The 17,213-nt window shown below is 37.7% G+C and carries 15 protein-coding genes; 2 read left to right on the top strand and 13 right to left on the bottom strand.

Going from position 1 to position 17,213, the window contains the following annotated elements; translation table 11 throughout:
- Positions 1–4 precede the first annotated feature (4 nt).
- The 8 genes from rlmN to rsgA all read right to left on the bottom strand — a co-directional run bounded on the left by rlmN (position 5) and on the right by rsgA (position 9,920).
- Entirely contained in the window at positions 5–1,045 is a 1,041-nt protein-coding gene (rlmN, locus tag ESZ48_RS17105; RefSeq protein ID WP_129018778.1) for a 23S rRNA (adenine(2503)-C(2))-methyltransferase RlmN, read from the bottom strand.
- 220 nt (positions 1,046–1,265) lie between these two features.
- Positions 1,266–2,315: a tRNA preQ1(34) S-adenosylmethionine ribosyltransferase-isomerase QueA gene (gene queA / locus ESZ48_RS17100; protein WP_129018723.1), complete on the bottom strand. Its 1,050-nt coding sequence runs from the start codon at positions 2,313–2,315 to the stop codon at positions 1,266–1,268.
- A 179-nt stretch (positions 2,316–2,494) separates the two neighbouring features.
- Entirely contained in the window at positions 2,495–3,757 is a 1,263-nt protein-coding gene (locus tag ESZ48_RS17095) for a 3-phosphoshikimate 1-carboxyvinyltransferase (protein WP_129018777.1), read from the bottom strand.
- A 324-nt stretch (positions 3,758–4,081) separates the two neighbouring features.
- Positions 4,082–4,408 carry a nucleotide pyrophosphohydrolase gene (locus ESZ48_RS17090; protein WP_129018722.1) on the bottom strand — a complete coding sequence of 109 codons (327 nt, stop codon included), beginning with the start codon at positions 4,406–4,408 and terminating at the stop codon, positions 4,082–4,084.
- A gap of 1 nt (position 4,409) precedes the next feature.
- Positions 4,410–6,422 carry a DUF3857 domain-containing protein gene (locus ESZ48_RS17085; protein ID WP_129018721.1) on the bottom strand — a complete coding sequence of 671 codons (2,013 nt, stop codon included), beginning with the start codon at positions 6,420–6,422 and terminating at the stop codon, positions 4,410–4,412.
- A gap of 4 nt (positions 6,423–6,426) precedes the next feature.
- Positions 6,427–8,346 (bottom strand): DUF3857 domain-containing protein, encoded by a 1,920-nt coding sequence (locus ESZ48_RS17080; protein WP_223266493.1) that lies wholly within the window; start codon positions 8,344–8,346, stop codon positions 6,427–6,429.
- A gap of 51 nt (positions 8,347–8,397) precedes the next feature.
- Positions 8,398–8,850: a D-aminoacyl-tRNA deacylase gene (gene dtd, locus ESZ48_RS17075; RefSeq protein WP_129018720.1), complete on the bottom strand. Its 453-nt coding sequence runs from the start codon at positions 8,848–8,850 to the stop codon at positions 8,398–8,400.
- A gap of 122 nt (positions 8,851–8,972) precedes the next feature.
- Positions 8,973–9,920 (bottom strand): ribosome small subunit-dependent GTPase A, encoded by a 948-nt coding sequence (rsgA, locus tag ESZ48_RS17070; protein WP_129018719.1) that lies wholly within the window; start codon positions 9,918–9,920, stop codon positions 8,973–8,975.
- Positions 9,921–10,007: 87 nt separating this feature from the next.
- On the opposite strand from rsgA, the gene ESZ48_RS17065 reads away from it, so the two are divergent.
- Positions 10,008–10,655: a hypothetical protein gene (locus ESZ48_RS17065; RefSeq protein ID WP_129018718.1), complete on the top strand. Its 648-nt coding sequence runs from the start codon at positions 10,008–10,010 to the stop codon at positions 10,653–10,655.
- 77 nt (positions 10,656–10,732) lie between these two features.
- On the opposite strand, the gene ESZ48_RS17060 is transcribed toward ESZ48_RS17065, so the two are convergent.
- The 4 genes from ESZ48_RS17060 to ESZ48_RS17045 form a co-directional block, all read right to left on the bottom strand.
- A complete protein-coding gene (locus tag ESZ48_RS17060) occupies positions 10,733–11,815 on the bottom strand; it encodes a bifunctional 3-deoxy-7-phosphoheptulonate synthase/chorismate mutase type II (RefSeq protein WP_129018717.1) in 1,083 nt (360 codons plus the stop codon).
- 121 nt (positions 11,816–11,936) lie between these two features.
- A complete protein-coding gene (locus ESZ48_RS17055; RefSeq protein WP_129018716.1) occupies positions 11,937–12,788 on the bottom strand; it encodes a prephenate dehydrogenase in 852 nt (283 codons plus the stop codon).
- Between the two features lie 184 nt (positions 12,789–12,972).
- Entirely contained in the window at positions 12,973–14,136 is a 1,164-nt protein-coding gene (locus ESZ48_RS17050; protein WP_129018715.1) for a pyridoxal phosphate-dependent aminotransferase, read from the bottom strand.
- Entirely contained in the window at positions 14,133–14,963 is an 831-nt protein-coding gene (locus ESZ48_RS17045) for a prephenate dehydratase (RefSeq protein WP_129018714.1), read from the bottom strand. Before ESZ48_RS17045 ends, ESZ48_RS17050 begins: the two co-directional genes overlap by 4 nt.
- 325 nt (positions 14,964–15,288) lie before the next feature.
- Here ESZ48_RS17045 and gldA point away from each other — a divergent pair, with 325 nt between their 5' ends.
- Positions 15,289–16,185, top strand: a complete 897-nt coding sequence (gene gldA, locus ESZ48_RS17040; RefSeq protein ID WP_129018713.1) for a gliding motility-associated ABC transporter ATP-binding subunit GldA — start codon at positions 15,289–15,291, stop codon at positions 16,183–16,185.
- 4 nt (positions 16,186–16,189) lie between these two features.
- Here the strand turns inward: gldA and ESZ48_RS17035 are convergent, their stop codons facing one another.
- Positions 16,190–16,939 carry a head GIN domain-containing protein gene (locus ESZ48_RS17035; protein WP_129018712.1) on the bottom strand — a complete coding sequence of 250 codons (750 nt, stop codon included), beginning with the start codon at positions 16,937–16,939 and terminating at the stop codon, positions 16,190–16,192.
- Between the last annotated feature and the right edge of the window lie 274 nt (positions 16,940–17,213).

The following is a 17,213-nucleotide window of genomic DNA, read 5'->3' as shown; positions in this document are numbered from 1 at the left end:
TCTTTTAAGACTTATTTGCCAACTGGCCACAAGCGGCATCAATGTCCTTGCCTCTTGAGCGTCTTACCGTAACGGTAATATTGTTTGCTTCCAACATCGAGATGTACATATCAATTGCAGCGTTATCCGCTTGTCGGAATTCGCCATCATCAATAGGGTTGTATTCAATTAAATTGACTTTGCTGGGGGCGAATTTACAGAATTCTATTAAGGCTTCCACATCTTTTTTAGTGTCATTGATGCCATCCCAAACCACATACTCATAGGTAATGAGGTTTTTTGTCTTGGCATACCAATGCTCTAAAGCCTCTCTTAAATCGGCCAGTGGAAATGTTGCATTAAATGGCATAATAGAGGTACGGATCTCATCAATTGCAGAATGCAAAGAAACGGCAAGACCAAATTTAACCTCATCATCGGCCATTTTCTTGATCATTTTAGGAACGCCCGAAGTTGAAACGATAATTCGCTTAGGAGACATGCCAAGACCTTCTGGAGAGGTAATCTTGTCAATAGCCTTCAATACGTTATTATAGTTCATGAGAGGTTCTCCCATACCCATAAATACGATGTTCGTCAAAGGTTTATTGAAATACAATCTACTTTGTTTGTCAATAGCCACAACTTGATCAAAGATCTCATCAGGATTCAGGTTCCGCATACGTTTAAGTCGCGAGGTAGCGCAGAATTTACAGTCGAGACTACAACCAACTTGCGAGGACACACAGGCGGTGGTACGTTTCTTTGTTGGAATCAAAACAGATTCGACTATTAAACCATCATGCAGGCGTACTGCATTTTTAATGGTGCCGTCATTGCTGCGTTGCATCTGGTCCACTTCAATATGGTTGATGACAAAATTTTCTTCCAACATCTGTCGTGTTTCTTTAGAGATGTTGGTCATGTCCTCAAACTTGTGGGCGCCTTTGTTCCACAGCCATTCATAGACCTGATTACCTCTAAAATCCTTATCGCCTTGTGAGACGAAAAATTCACGAAGTTGCTCTTTCGATAATGCGCGTATGTCTTTTTTAATTGTTTCCATTGCTGATGCAAAAATAATGAAAGGATTGACGATATGAGACAAGGTCAGGGTATAATTTGAGAAAGTCTGGTTGAAATTGAAGTTGAATTCGAAATTGAAATTGAATTTCAAATTTCAACTGACTGTCAAACTGCTGACTGCCTACTGCCTACTGCAGACTGCCGACTAAAAAAAAAGCCCCATCCAAAAAGATGAGGCCGTATTTCTATCAATCTGCTAATTAAATAATCAACATCGCGTCCCCATAAGTATAGAAACGGTATTTTTCCTTAATAGCCTCATCGTAAGCCTTCTTGATGAAATCATGGCCTGCAAAAGCAGAAGCCATCATCAATAAAGTAGATTTTGGTGTATGAAAATTCGTAATCATGCAGTTGGCAATGCTAAACTCATAAGGTGGAAAAATGAATTTATTGGTCCAGCCTGAAAACTCATTCAGCGTTCCACTTGATGATACTGAACTTTCAATAGCTCTCATGGCAGTTGTACCTACAGCACACACTCTTTTTTTACGAGTTTTGGCATCATTAACAATATCCGCAGCTTGTTGGGTAACAAAAGCTTCTTCACTGTCCATTTTATGCTTAGACAAATCTTCTACTTCAACTGGATTAAAAGTTCCCAAGCCAACATGAAGTGTGACCTCAGCAAACTCGATACCCTTAATTTCCAAACGTTTTAATAGATGTTTAGAAAAATGCAAACCTGCGGTTGGAGCAGCAACTGCGCCTTCGTTTTTTGCGAAAATAGTTTGGTAGCGCTCCTCATCTTCTGGCTCTACCTCTCTTTTGATATATTTAGGAAGTGGTGTTTCTCCAAGTAATGTCAATTTTTGACGAAATTCTTTATAAGACCCGTCGTAAAGAAAACGCAAAGTACGTCCTCTGGATGTTGTATTGTCAATCACCTCAGCCACTAAAGTTTCATCATCTCCAAAATACAGCTTGTTACCAATTCGTATTTTTCGGGCCGGATCAACCAAAACATCCCATAAACGTTGTTCTTCATTAAGTTCTCTTAATAAAAAGACTTCAATTCTTGCTCCTGTTTTTTCTTTATTACCGTATAAACGGGCTGGAAAAACCTTTGTGTTATTAAGAACCATGACGTCTCCTTCATCAAAATAGTCAATGATATCCTTAAAAGTTTTGTGCTCAATAGTTTGTTTTTTTCGATCCAAAACCATCAAACGGGATTCATCTCTAATTTCTGTTGGATGCTCAGCCAATAATTCTTCAGGAAGTTTAAAATTAAAGTGGGATAATTTCATGTATTTATGTGTTTTTAATGATCAGATCTGTTTGCCAACAAATCTTAAGAATACCCTTTTCTATCAAATCATTCCTTTAAAACCTAGTTATAAGTGTTTCATAGCTCGATTTGTATAGATTTTTGCAGGCTGCAAAGATACAATCTCAAAGTAGGCCTTGTCAAGTAAATGACCGTTTATTATTTTGTTATTTTAAATCCTACAGTTTTGAGGTCATCCCAGAAGGTGGGATAGGATTTTGAAACCACCATCGCATCTTCAATCTGGAGATTTGTTTTGAGCCCTAAAGGGGCAAATGCCATGGCCATTCTGTGATCATGATAAGTAGCTATAACCTCTCCCAACCCTTTATTTGACTGGGCTTTAGCTTCAGACGAAAACAATTGATTAGGTTCTAGCGACAAACTGTTTTCAGTTATGGAAACCTGTGCGCCTAACTTTTCAAGTTCCGTTTTTAGAGCTACAAGTCTGTCCGTTTCTTTTATTTTTAGCGTATGTAAACCTGTTAAAAAACAGCCTATTCCGAGTCCAAAAGAGGTTACGGCAATGGTTTGAGCAATATCTGGCGCGTTTTTAAGCTCGCAAGTGATAGTTTTCAGCTGGCATTCAGCTTTCTTTAAAAGAGTTATGGCATTCTCGCCAAATTTAGTTTCTACACCAAAATCCGTATAGATTTCTGACAGAACTGAATCGCCCTGCAAACTATCTTTTTTGTAGGAGGATAAGGTGATTTCAGTTCCCACGGGACTTAATGCCACAATACTGTAAAAATAAGATGCCGAAGACCAATCGCTTTCTACCGTTAACGGTTGTTGATGCGCGTTCAGGGTTTCAAGCGGACTAATATTTATTTTATTATTCTCGAAACTGGTTTTAACTCCAATTTGATCGAGTAAATCCAAGGTCATATTAATATAAGGTACGGATGTGATTTCACCCTCTAAGGTCAATTCCAATCCGTTTTTTAATTTTGGGGCAATCAATAATAACGCAGAAATATATTGACTGCTCACATTGGCTTTTAAAGACACGTGTTCTTTTGACAACAACTTCCCGTTGATTTTTAAAGGTGGACAACCTTCCGTTTCCAAATAGGAAATATCGGCTCCTAAGGCATTTAAGGCCTCAACCAACACTTGTATTGGTCGCTCCTTCATTCTGTCAGAACCTGTAATAGTTATTTCCCTTCCTTCTTGTGTGGCAAAAAAAGCGGTTAAAAAACGCATGGCAGTACCTGCATGAGAGATATCAATAAGGTTTGAAGTTGATTTTAATGCTTTTTGCATCACTTCGGAATCGTCGGAATTGGAGACATTTAGAATCTGTAATTCCGGATAAAGTGCTTGCAACAATAACAATCTATTCGACTCACTTTTTGAACCTGTGATGACTATTTTTGGAGGATTTTCTACGATGGTAGATTTGTGAAGAGCTAACAACATGGGATTGACGATTGATGATTTTTGATTTACGATTTTTGCCTGCCCGTCCGCAGCTTTTGCGAAGGCGGGATTTACGATTTTTGCCTGCCCGTCCGCAGCTTTTGCGAAAGCGGGATTTGCGATTTGCGAAAATAGAAAAGCTATTCCACAAAGTGACACAAAGAAGCACGAAGTTTCACAAAGGAAACCTTAGAACGATTTACGATTGTGGATTGTGGATTGTGGATTGACGATTGATGAAAAGAATAATTTACATCTTCAAAAACTCATCACTCATCACTCATAACTCCTAACTCCTAACTCATAACTCATAATTCATAAAAATCATTTCAACTTCTCATTCCCATGATGCCTGTCGTGATCCCGCTTTGTTTTTAAGTCCATTTTTTTGTCAAAAGCAGCCTGAAGATCAATTCCCGTTTGGTTGGCCAAGCACAGAACGACGAAGACTACATCTGCCAATTCCTCACCAAGATCCTTGTCTTTGTCACTTTCTTTTTCACTCTGTTCGCCATATCGACGCGCAATAATCCTGGCAACTTCACCTACTTCTTCGGTAAGCTGTGCCATGTTGGTCAACTCATTAAAATATCGGACGCCATGTGTTTTGATCCAATCATCTACTATCTTTTGTGAGTTTTTAAGTTCCATTTTATATTTTTTTAAGTACTACTTTCTCTGTTTGCTTTTCTGTGATGCCCTGATAGAATTGCTTGAAATTAGCATATTCATCCGGAAGAATGAAGGACTGATTCAAATCTAAGGAAATTAAAAACTGTAACATCTTACCATTTACCTTTGCAACATACTTAAACTCTCCTGCATTTCCTTGGAATTGAACCACGTAACTCTCCGGGATGGACTCCACAGCATAGCCGTCAGGAACGATCACATTAATAATGTATCTATCGTTAAATGCATATATAAAATCAATTGGATATTCTCTTTTATCTTCCTTAAACGGATTTTCCTTTGGCGCAAAAAACAGCATTGGGGTTAGAAATACTTTATCGCCTATTTGCTCTAGGCCATTCTTCAGATTATAATCATAAACATACATGATCGGTTTATCTATTACCTCCATATCAGTAACTTCATAATTCGACACTTCTATCTCGCCCTTATCCTTTTCAAGAGCCTTCAATTTTTCTTCGGTATTGAAATTCTCATATTTACTCCTAAAATTCTTAGCCGCAAATGAGGTCATTTGTCCTCTGACCTTACCCTCAATAGAAAGATCCTCATTAATTTTCGCATTTAAGGACGTATTCTCTTTGACTGTTTCTTTAGGACTAAGATCGAACCAAGCTGATGTGCCCGCCTCTCTAATGATTCTACCTTGCCAATTAATTGCTCTTACTGGAAGCACATTGGGGGTTGAAAACTTATCGGTGGCGTCCAAAATAATGACATCGTTAAGTACTTCTACGGCAGAAACAACATAATTAAAGCCACCAGTAGCAGGAAATACCGGAATGTCATTACTTCTTGTACTGACCAACATGGGATTAGCATTTATTTTGGCATAACGCAACATGGCAGTGAGCATTAGATTGATGTCCGCTACGTTGCCAACACCTTCTTTATAGGCCTTTTTCACACCATTATCTGTCGTATAACCATTATAGTCATTCCACTTCACTTTCGATTTTACAAAATTATAAATAAGGTTGATTTTTTCAGAATCATTGGCAACACCTTTGATCAACGCTGAAATATCCTCTTCAAAATAATTGGTCTGTTTTAACTGCCCTCCAAAGCCGCTGTCATCAAAAATTGTTTTTGTAACCTGATCCCAAGTGGACGCATAATTTGTAATTAGGCCATTTGCTTCCTTAGAAAATGCATATTCCCATATTAATTTGGTCCTATAGGTATTTAGATTGCTGACATAATTCTCGATTTTAAGCGCAGGTGCATTCTTAAGTTTTATTTCCGTTTTGTTTTCTTTGAACTCCCAATTTTCACTTGAATTGTTCGATTTAACAAATCCGTTAGCCCCAATTCCAGTGTTTTTAAGATGAAGCACCTCCGTCCTCATTACCTCTGAATTAGTAATATTTGGGATGTATGTTGCTCTTGGATTCACATATTTATTAAAATTAAAATATTCAGGAATTCTGACGTACATATCCAATTCCTTTATTGGAATGCCATATTGCAAATTAATATCGCGTATGCTTATGTATGGAGAAGTAATCTTATATTCAAATTCTAACACACATCCATCTTTAATATTTGGCATGGTAAACTTTGAGGTTTTCCAATATTTATTGTTTTTTTCGTCAAACATGCCATCCTTCTTCAATTTGGTCGCCTCTATCTTCCCATTCTCCAAGGTGTAGGTTACCGCTTTTAAACTCACCACAGATTCTCGTTTAGAACCGTCATCTCTTAATTCGATCTCTTCAGTAGCCCAATCAAAACCATCTTTATTATAGATTTTTATGCGCTTATAGACTTCTGTAATTTGTACAAAACCTTCATTTTGCACGTAATTGTAATATGTTTTTTGATTCAGGTATAGAATTGCGGCATTTGCTTCAGGATCTCCGGGATATGCGGATTCTTGAAGTTCATCCTTGGACACCTTTCCGAATCGGTAATCTTGGGCGTTGGTCCAGTTAAAAGCGATAAAAATAAACAGGTAGGCGATTTTTTTCATGAGGCTAAGATTTTTTAATAAGGATAATTCTTGATTGGTCTTGTTTAACAACTTCTAAATAAAAATTCCTGAAATCCTCATAATCGGTGTTGACATAATGACCTTTATTCAAAATAAAACTGCGTTTGAACAGTAAGGTATGGTCGTCCATTTTAGAAATGGAATAGTTGTATTTTCCGAATTTATTTTCAATAAGGACGTCATTTTGAAGTGCTTCAACTTCAAAGTTTTCTGGGATGGAAATAACATATTCATCCATATCATGAAAACCGCGTTCTATTTCAAACGGCAGTTTTCTTTCTCTGTAACGCGTTGGCACATTGGAAAGCACATTGAAGAAATTTGGACTCAACAGCAAGCGATCACCTGTTTTTGAGGCATATTTTTTTGCAGTCAGTTCAATGTTTTCAGTAAACATTATCGTGTCTTTATCGTTGTTGTAATTCATTGAAAGAATATCTACATTATGGATATAGCTCCAATAATCTTTATAATGAAGTGTTTGATCTTTTAAGGTTCTGTATTGAATCCCCACGTGATGGCCATATTGGGTACCGTAGGAATTTAGATTGATTTTAGCTTCAATATCACCATCTTCTGTCAAGACGATATTTGCTTTGGTATCCAATAGATTTTCTGCAGCAGTATAAATTTTGGTTCGGATAACTTCACCGCCATCAGGCCTGATCACAAAAACATTTCGGTCGTCCGTAAAATTGGCACTATATCCAAAGGGTGAGGTTTGACTTGTGCATTCCAACCAGATATTTGTTCCTTGATAAGGAAGATTTAAAATGACATGATTTGATTGCCCAAGAAAAGAGACAAAATCCTTATTGATATCCACTAAATTATCGGGTGACGCAAAAACTCTTGTATAATAGGATTCAACACCAACAAGATCCAATAGGGCTTTGGTATAGTTGGAAAGTCCTTTGCAATCGCCATATTTTACCTCATCAACTTTTAGTGCATCAATAGGTTGGATGCCCCCAATACCTTCTTGAACACTGATATATCTTGTGTTATTCTGAACATATTGATACACCACTTTCGCCTTGTCTAGCGGATCATCCAGACCTGCCACCAAAGCGTTTATTTCATTTTTGGTCTTATCAGAAACGCGAGTTCTTCCCAACAGCAATTGTTCATGCATCCATTTCCCTAAACCTTCCCAATCATTTGAACTGCCAAAATAACCTTCATAGGAGAAGTTTTTTAAATTGAGCATGGCGTAGGGAGTTATATCTTTGAGGTTGGGGCTGTACGCTTCATATACAATAGCTTTAAGATTGTTGGCTTCATAATGGATTTCGCCAGGCTTGGATTGATTTATAACGCCAAAGCTCTCAAAGTTGGTCTCAGATTTATTTAATTCGTTGGAAGCATCATAACGAAACACGTAGCGGCTGTTTTCAGTACTGGTGGCAAACCCTTCTATAGGTTTCCATCTTCTTATGTAAGCCGTATAACTGTATTCAACCTCGGTCTCAAAAAGCACGGTGTAAGGATAGTCAATTGGGGTATATCTTAGATATTTAACGCGACTGTCTGAATAAAGTGTGCCGCCATCAACTGCGCTGACATCTTCAAAATCGTTCCTCTTTATTTTTTTGATCTCTTTTCCTTGGGCATCAAAAATCCGTGCTTCCATTTTTTTGATGGAAATTCCTTTATCATATCCCAAATAAGCGTTGACTTTAGAGTTTCCGGAAGAATTCAAAATGGTCACAATCCGTTTGTTGGTATGGACCATTTTATTGGGAGCCTTAACTTCAATTTGTGAATCATCCCATCTCACGACGGCATTCGCATTTTCCCTTAAAGTAGAAGGGATGGTTTGGGAGTTCAATAGTTTATCCTCCTGTGCAAAACAGAGTATAGGAAAAACCAGAACAAAAATTAAGCGGTAAATTTTGATCATGGGGTCATGTTAATAGGCTAAAGTAGTCTTTTTTAGGACATGTCAAAATGATTACTCAACATTCTTGGAATCGATAATTATGGTTACTGGACCATCGTTTATGAGTTGCACTTTCATGTCTGCACCAAATTGACCTGTTTGCACTTTCTTACTGAGATCTTCTTGCATCTGTTTTATGAAACTTTCATATAAGGGAATTGCGACATCGGGTTTTGCCGCTTTGATATAACTTGGCCTGTTGCCCTTTTTAGTGGAGGCGTGGAGTGTAAACTGGCTGACGACAATGGCATCACCATCAACTTCAATTAGCGAGCGATTCATCACCCCATTTTCATCTTCAAAAATACGAAGATTGGCAATTTTTCTGGTCAGCCATTGAATGTCTTCTTGAGTATCTTCATTGACGATACCCAACAAAATCAGTAAACCCGAATTAATGGATGCCACTTGTTTATGGTCAATGGTGACACTTGCATTAGAAACTCTTTGGATAACTGCTTTCATAAAAACCTATATTCTTGTTGGGTGGTTTAGATCTAAAATGATGATTGCTCTTTTGAAACCTTGCAGGTTATTTGGTTAACTATATACTGAGAAAAGAGGACTGCCAACTGATTACTACCAACTCATTTCATCCATTCCTCAGTACGATAATGTTCATCATCTCCTTCTAAAATCTGAAGATAACTTCTATAGCGAGAGAAAGAGATGTCATCTTTGTCCAATGCCTCTTTTACAGCGCATTGTGGCTCTTCAATATGTAAACAATTATTAAATCGACACTGATGCTTTAAAGCGAAAAACTCTGGAAAATAATCGCCAATTTCCTCTTTGTCCATATCTACAACTCCAAATCCTTTGATGCCAGGTGTGTCGATTATTTTTGCGCCGAAACTCAAATCAAACATCTCAGCAAACGTTGTGGTGTGCTGTCCCTGCATGTGCTGCATGGATATTTCCTTTGTTTTCAGATTTAAACCTGGCTCTATTGCATTGACCAAAGTCGATTTCCCAACCCCTGAATGCCCAGCAAACATGCTCGTTTTATTCTTCATCAACCCTTTTAAATGGTCGATGTTTTTTCCGGTGAGTGCTGAGACTTCAATACATTCATAGCCAATTTTTTTATAGATAGAAGATAGGTACTTTACCTCCATTACATTCTCCTCGTCATAAGCATCCATTTTATTGAACACCAGAACTGTTTTTATGCGATAAGCTTGTGTGGTAACCAAAAACCGATCTATAAAACTGGTTAATGTTGGCGGATTATTTATGGTGATGAGCAAAAACACCTGATCGATATTGGCGGCAATAATATGGGTTTGTCTAGATAGGTTAACCGATTTGCGCACAATATAATTCTCCCGATCATGAATGGTGTGGATGATGCCGGTAGTCTTATTGTCCAAGGTCTCCACGTCAAAACCCACAACATCGCCTACAGCAATCGGATTGGTGCTTTTGATATCCTTGATTCTGAACTTTCCTTTAATACGGCAATCATAAAATGCACCGAGTTCTGTTTTTACGGTGTACCAACTTCCTGTGGACTTATAAACGGTTCCTGTCATGCATCAAATTTAGTAAACAAAATAACGATTTTAAAATTAAAGAAAAATGTATATTAGCTACTTAATTTTTAAACCAAACTACTTATTATGAAAAATTTTTACGTTCCAATTTTATTATTTGCATTTCTCATTAATGTCAATGCCCAAACCAATCTCTATGAAAATCCTGAATTTGACGATATTGCTAAATCACATCGAATCATAGCTATAGTACCATTTAAAACTAAGGTAAAATTAAGACCCAAGCAAATGAAGGATATGACAAGTGAACAATTAGATCGCTTGGAAAAAGCTGAAGGCGAAGGCATTCAAACTGCATTGTACTCTTGGTTCTTGAAACGAAAAAAAAGAGGTGACATGAAGACCGTAGACATTCAAGACGTGCGAACCACTACTGCAATATTAAATAAAAAAGACATCAATTATGATAATATATTGGACTACACTCCACAAGAACTAGCTCAAATTCTTGGTGTTGACTCCGTAATTTCTGGTGATTTTGAAACTAACAAACCTATGTCAGAAGGAGCCTCGTTGGCATTAGGTCTGCTTGTGGGTTTTGGTGGCGCCACAAATAGTGCATTAATAAACATGAGTGTTCATAATGCTGAAAACGGCACATTATTATGGAATTATAACAAAAAGGTAAACGGAGGTTTGGGAAGCAGCTCAGAGGATTTAATTAATGTCCTTATGAGAAAAGCTTCGCGAAGATTAAGTTATACTAAAAATTAATTTTAAGTTCTTTCAGAGATCTATTAAAATAAAACAGAAGGTGTCTTAAAATTAAGACACCCTCTGTTTTTTAAAAACTAACCATTAATAATTTTCTCTTGGTGATTAATGGATTCCTGATGGATCGCTTTAAACATCTTAAGGATAAACTCTTCGCTCAATCCATTTTGTTCACCTTCCAAGACCATATTTCCCAAAATCTCGTTCCAACGTTTACTTTGCAAAACCGCAACGTTTTTTTGTTTTTTAAGGGCGCCAATCCCATCAGAAAACTTCATTCGCTTGCCCAACATTTCAATAAGTTGGTTATCGACCACATCAATTTGTGCTCTCAAATTACTCAATTCGGCATTGAACTCTTTTTCCGGATCCGATTCTTTTCTGATACGTAAATCTCTCATAATTTGAATCAAAGTTTCTGGCGTTACCTGTTGCGAAGCATCACTCCAAGCAGCATCCGGATTGGTATGCGTCTCAATCATGAGGCCGTCAAAATTCAAATCTAAGGCCGTTTGTGACACATCAAAAATCATGTCACGCTTTCCTGTGATGTGCGACGGATCATTGATCAGCGGTAAATCAGGGAATCGTGTTTGCAATTCGATGGCCAATTGCCATTCTGGATTATTTCTATACTTTGTTTTTTCATAGGTTGAAAACCCTCTGTGGATAGCACCCAGCCTTTTGATATCTGCCGACGCCAAACGCTCAATCGCACCCAGCCAAAGTGGTAAATCTGGGTTTACAGGGTTCTTCACCAATACAATCTTATCTGTTCCTTTTAATGCATCTGCAATTTCTTGAACAATAAATGGGCTCACCGTAGAACGTGCACCAATCCATAACAGATCGATATCATGCTCCAATGCCAATTCAACATGCGCTCTATTGGCAACTTCAGTAGCGGTTTTAAGACCTGTCTCTTCCTTAACTTTTTGCAGCCATTTCAAACCTAACGCACCAACCCCTTCAAACATTCCAGGACGTGTACGTGGTTTCCAAATTCCAGCTCTAAAATAACTAACATCTGTATCTTTCAATTCATGGGCGATACCCAATACTTGCTCTTCTGTTTCTGCACTGCATGGCCCTGCAATGACCAAGGGATGATCCAATTTCAAATCATCTAACCATGTTCTTAATTCTTTCGTGTTTTCCATAATTGTTTAAAATTTCAATGTTTAAAATTCCCTGTCTGCTGACAGGTAGAAAAATTCCAAGTCTTTTAATACCGTTCGACTTATTTTTGGAATTTGGTGCTTTATTTTTTGGTATTTAATATTACTGTATGCCGTTTAATATGTCTTTGATGTGATTCGTGTTTTTCATTTCTGAATAAATAGCCTCAAAATCATCTTCATGCATGAACTCCCTGAATTTTTGGAGGTTGATGATGAATTCATCCAAAGTTTCGAGGACGTTGGCTTTGTTCTGTTTGAAAATTGGCGTCCACATTTCAGGGGAGCTCTTTGCCAATCGAACGGTAGAGGCAAATCCACTTCCCGCCATATCGAAAATATCACGTTCATTCCGTTCTTTATCAATCACCGTTTTACCCAACATAAATGAGCTGATGTGCGATAAATGTGACACATAGGCAATATGCTTATCGTGAGCTTCAGGATTCATATAACGGATGCGCATCCCCAAATCTGAAAACAACTTCAGTGCTTGTTCCTGAAGTTTGAAAGCCGTTTTCTCAACCTCACAAATGATATTGGTCTTATTTTGGTACAATCCCAAGATTGCTGCTTTTGGCCCAGAAAATTCCGTTCCTGCTATGGGATGGCTGGCCAAGAAATTTCTACGTTTTGGATGTTCCTCTATGGCTTTGCAAATTTCAGCTTTTGTAGAACCGACGTCTACCACTAAGGCATCGTCTGAAACCAAATCCAATACTTTCCTGATTTCATTCACCGCCGCATCAACGGGTATTGATAAAATGACCAAATCGGCATTTTTCAGGTCTTCATAAGTGGCTTTGGCATCAATAACATTCAGCTGAATGGCCTCCTCCAAATGGTTTTCATTATGATCAATCCCGAAAACCTTTACCTTATGATCGTGTTTTTTAATATCAAGGGCCAAACTTCCACCTATCAATCCCACACCTATGATGTATATATTTTTCATTACTAATATGTCGCCCCTTTGGGACATTATTTACGATAATTAATTTTCTACAAAGAGCTACAATACCTAATGTCAATTGCAACCTGCAAACTGAATACTGAATACTGAACACTGCCTGCCCGTCCGTAGCATTTGCGTAGGCGGGAACACTGCCTGCTCGTCCGAAGCTTTTGCGGAGGCGGGATCACCGAACACTAACCCCTAACCTCACCCTTGAAATTGCCTCTTGTAATTCCTCAATCGGTGCACATAGTGAAAACCGAATATAACCTTCGCCATTGCTTCCAAAAATGGTTCCGGGAGCAATAAAAATGGAATGCTCTTTCAGGACCATATCAATATAGGCTTCGGCTTTAAGGTGTAGCGGTAATTTTGCCCAAACGAAAAGTCCGGTGGCATTTTCATCATAGGTACAATTTAACGCGGTTGCCAATTTCCATACTTTTTGACGGCGTTCTTCATAAACGCTATTCAAACTTGTAAACCACATTTTCGAACATTTTAAAGCTTCAATCGCACCTTTCTGAATGCCATAAAACATTCCAGAATCCATATTACTTTTCACTTTTAAAATAGCATTGATGTATTCTGTTTTTCCTAATACCATTCCAACACGCCATCCTGCCATATTAAAAGTTTTACTAAGCGAATTAAGCTCCAAACACACCTCTTTCGCACCTTTATATTTTAAGATGCTACGCGGATAGTCGTTCAGCACAAAACTGTATGGGTTATCATTGACCACCAAAATATTGTGTCGTTTTGCAAAAGCAATGATATCCTCAAAAACTTTATTGCTAGCGGTCGCTCCAGTTGGCATATGTGGATAGCTCACCCACATTAATTTTACTTTAGATAAATCACTTCTTTCTAAAGTTAGAAAATCAGGACACCAATCATTTTCAGCTAACAAATCGTAGAAAACAGGTTTTGCGCCTAGGAGTTTTGTCACAGATTCATAAGTTGGATAGCCTGGATTTGGAATCAACACCTCATCGCCTTCGTTCAAAAACGCCATGGAAATGTGCATGATGCCTTCCTTACTTCCCATTAAGGGCAACACTTCAGTCAACGGACTCAAAGAAACACCATAATGTTCCTTGTAAAAACCTACCATGGCTTCCCTAAGTTCTGGCAGACCTTGATAACTTTGGTATTTGTGTGCCACAGCGTCGTTCATGCTTTCCGTGATGGCATCAATGACGCGAGATGGTGGCTCTAAATCTGGACTTCCAATTCCTAAATTGATAATAGGTTTCCCTTGGGATTTCAGTAAGTTCACTTCCCTCAATTTTTTTGAGAAGTAGTACTCTTCTACCGTGTTTAATCTATCTGCAAAAGTGATCATTGTCGTGCATTTTTATATTCGCCTAAAACCTTAAAGTTATAGGCCATTATTTCCATTATTGATTTCGCTTTTTGATAATCCTGATACGCATCGAATGTGATATCCACAAAAAACGCATACTTCCATGGGGTTTCAATTATTGGTAAGGATTGGATCTTGGTGAGGTTCATTCTACAGTCGCTCATCACATTCAAAATGGATGCTAAACTGCCGCGTTTATGGTCCACGTCAAATTTTAAAGACGCCTTATTGATATGGACTTCTTGAGCTTCAGAATTATTGGTTACTGCAATCACAAATCGCGTTTCATTCTGTTTTATGGATTGGATACTTTCAGCAACAATTTCCAATTCAAACAATTCTGAAGCTAATTGACTGGCAATAGCGCCTACATTTTTGAGTTGTTTTTGCTGAATCCGTTGCGCCACTTCGGCTGTATCTTTATCCTCCACCAATTTGATATGGGGATGTTTTTTGAAAAATTGTTTGCACTGCAACAAGGCCATTGGATGCGAATACACTTCGTGGATATCTTCAATACGCTGACCTGGCAAGGCCATTAAATGATGCTGAATATCCAAATAATGTTCGCCAATAATATGAAGTTGATTATCATCAATCAACGCATAATTAGGAATGATGGAACCAGCAATCGAATTTTCGATGGCCATAATAACCGCATCGGTTTTCTTGCTCAAAACACTTTGTACGGCGCCATCAAATGTCATGCACTCATCAATATATTGTATTGAACTGTCAAAATATTGTAAAGCGACAATATGGTGGAAGGACCCTTTAATCCCTTGTATGGCAACAGATTTAATCATGAGTTGAATAAATTAAATGTAACATTTTTCATCATTTTAGCTAAGTTTCAAAACTTTTTAAAACAAAAAAGTCCCGATTTTCATCGAGACCTTTATATTAAATTTATTGTTCATAAATTACACATACGAAGTCTCGTCCCTTTTGCTAAAAAAGAAATAAAACCAGTTTTGATATGTGTAAGTTGTTGTTTTCATCATTTGATTTCGCTAAAGTAGAGAATAAATTTTATAAACAAAATGTTTTTTCAATTCTTTTTATAATACATCGATTTCGTTAAATCATTACATATCTAAAATGCTTATTTTTGAGCAAATAATTTGAATCATGTCCATTGAAGTCAATAATATCACCAAACTATACGCCGATCAGAAGGCACTGAACAATGTTTCCTTTAAAGTAGATAAAGGTGAAATTGTAGGGTTTTTAGGTCCGAACGGCGCTGGTAAATCTACGATGATGAAAATCCTGACCACCTATATTGATGCTTCTGAAGGAGAAGCAAAAGTAAACGACTTTGATGTTCAGACCCAAGCTCGCGAGGTTCAAAAACGCGTCGGATACTTACCAGAGCACAATCCGCTCTACTTAGATATGTATGTCAAGGAGTATTTGGCATTCAATGCCGATGTGTATCAGGTTTCAAAATCGCGGATTGCAGACGTTATTGAGCTTACCGGACTAACACCAGAAGCCCACAAAAAGATAGGTCAACTTTCAAAAGGGTACAGACAACGTGTCGGATTGGCAAATGCCCTGTTGCACGATCCGGAAGTATTAATTTTGGATGAACCTACTACGGGATTGGATCCAAATCAATTGGTCGAAATCAGACATTTGATCAAATCCTTAGGCGAAGAAAAAACAGTGTTTCTCTCCACCCACATTATGCAAGAAGTGGAGGCCATATGCGACCGCGTCATCATCATCAATAAAGGTGAGATTGTGGCCGATAAAAAACTTTCCGATTTAAAAGCCGACCAAGAACAAATTATTGAAGTGGAATTTGACTATCGTGTTGAAGATGTCCTGATGAATCGTTTACAACATATCCAAAATGTCAAAAATACACACGACTTTATATACGAATTAACCTTTTCTACAAAAAAAGATATGCGTCCAATGGTATTTGATTTTGCCCATGATAACGGCCTAAAAATCTTACAGCTCAACCAAAAGAACAAAAATCTAGAAAGTCTTTTTAGGGAGCTGACTATCGAATAATATGTCATTCAATAATCAAACGGCCTTTATAATAGGTTTGGACATCCACAACAGGAGGCTTATTGACTACAATAACATTGCCCGTACTTCTTATTTCTCCACGCAAAGACGCCTGAGGATTAAGGATCATGTCATTGCTACTGCGTTGAAAAATACTGATGTTTTGCGCCACTAAGTTCCTGCCTTCAAAACGGGAATCACCGGAATAAAAACCGATTTCCAAATTCTCGACCGTTCCGTTTAGATAGATATGTGATAAGTTGTTGGTCACCACCTGCAGATTGGTGCAATTGACCTCCAATCTGAAATCGCCAACCGTATGATATTCGCCTTCCGCATCAAAGTCTTCTGAAAGTAAAGTCAAATTCGGGTAGTTTAAAATACCATCACTTAAAATAGGTAACCCGCTACTCGATCGGAGATCTGTAATATTGGGTGCACTGACGTAAATTTTAGTAATGCCATAATCTCTTGTGATATTACAAGCGTTATGATCTTTTAATAGCAAGACATCATCTTCGATTTTCACTTCAATATCATCCCTCAAATATTCGCCGGTCTCTACGATTACTTTATACTCTGGCGCTTCTTTAAGGATGAGTTGCACACGTTCAAAAACGATGATTTTATTGAACGTTGACACAGGAATCTCCATTTGAATTATGGGCCCAGCATTCTGTAAACAATCCGGCATCACCTTGGCGTTGCATGATAGCAACACTATTGTAAACAGGATGTAAATATATTTTTTCATTTTAATTCTTTCCGAATAACTACTATTAATCAATCTATTTTTCTTCACGCTTCCCGCTTCGTTATTCCTATAATACTTATTTTTTATTTTTATTAGTCATTACAACCCCATCTACCATCTGAGTATCATCTATTAACCACCACATTCTGTCGATGCCTGAAATACGTTGACCGTTTAGGGTTAGATAATTCTAATCAAAAATGGCAAATTTAAATGGATTGAAAAAAGGTTTTGAGACAAATTACAATCGGACATTTGGCGAAAAGTTCAAGAA

This window comes from Gelidibacter gilvus, from assembly GCF_004115975.1.
GTDB lineage: Bacteria > Bacteroidota > Bacteroidia > Flavobacteriales > Flavobacteriaceae > Gelidibacter > Gelidibacter gilvus.
This window is presented reverse-complemented; position numbering and strand designations above follow the sequence as displayed.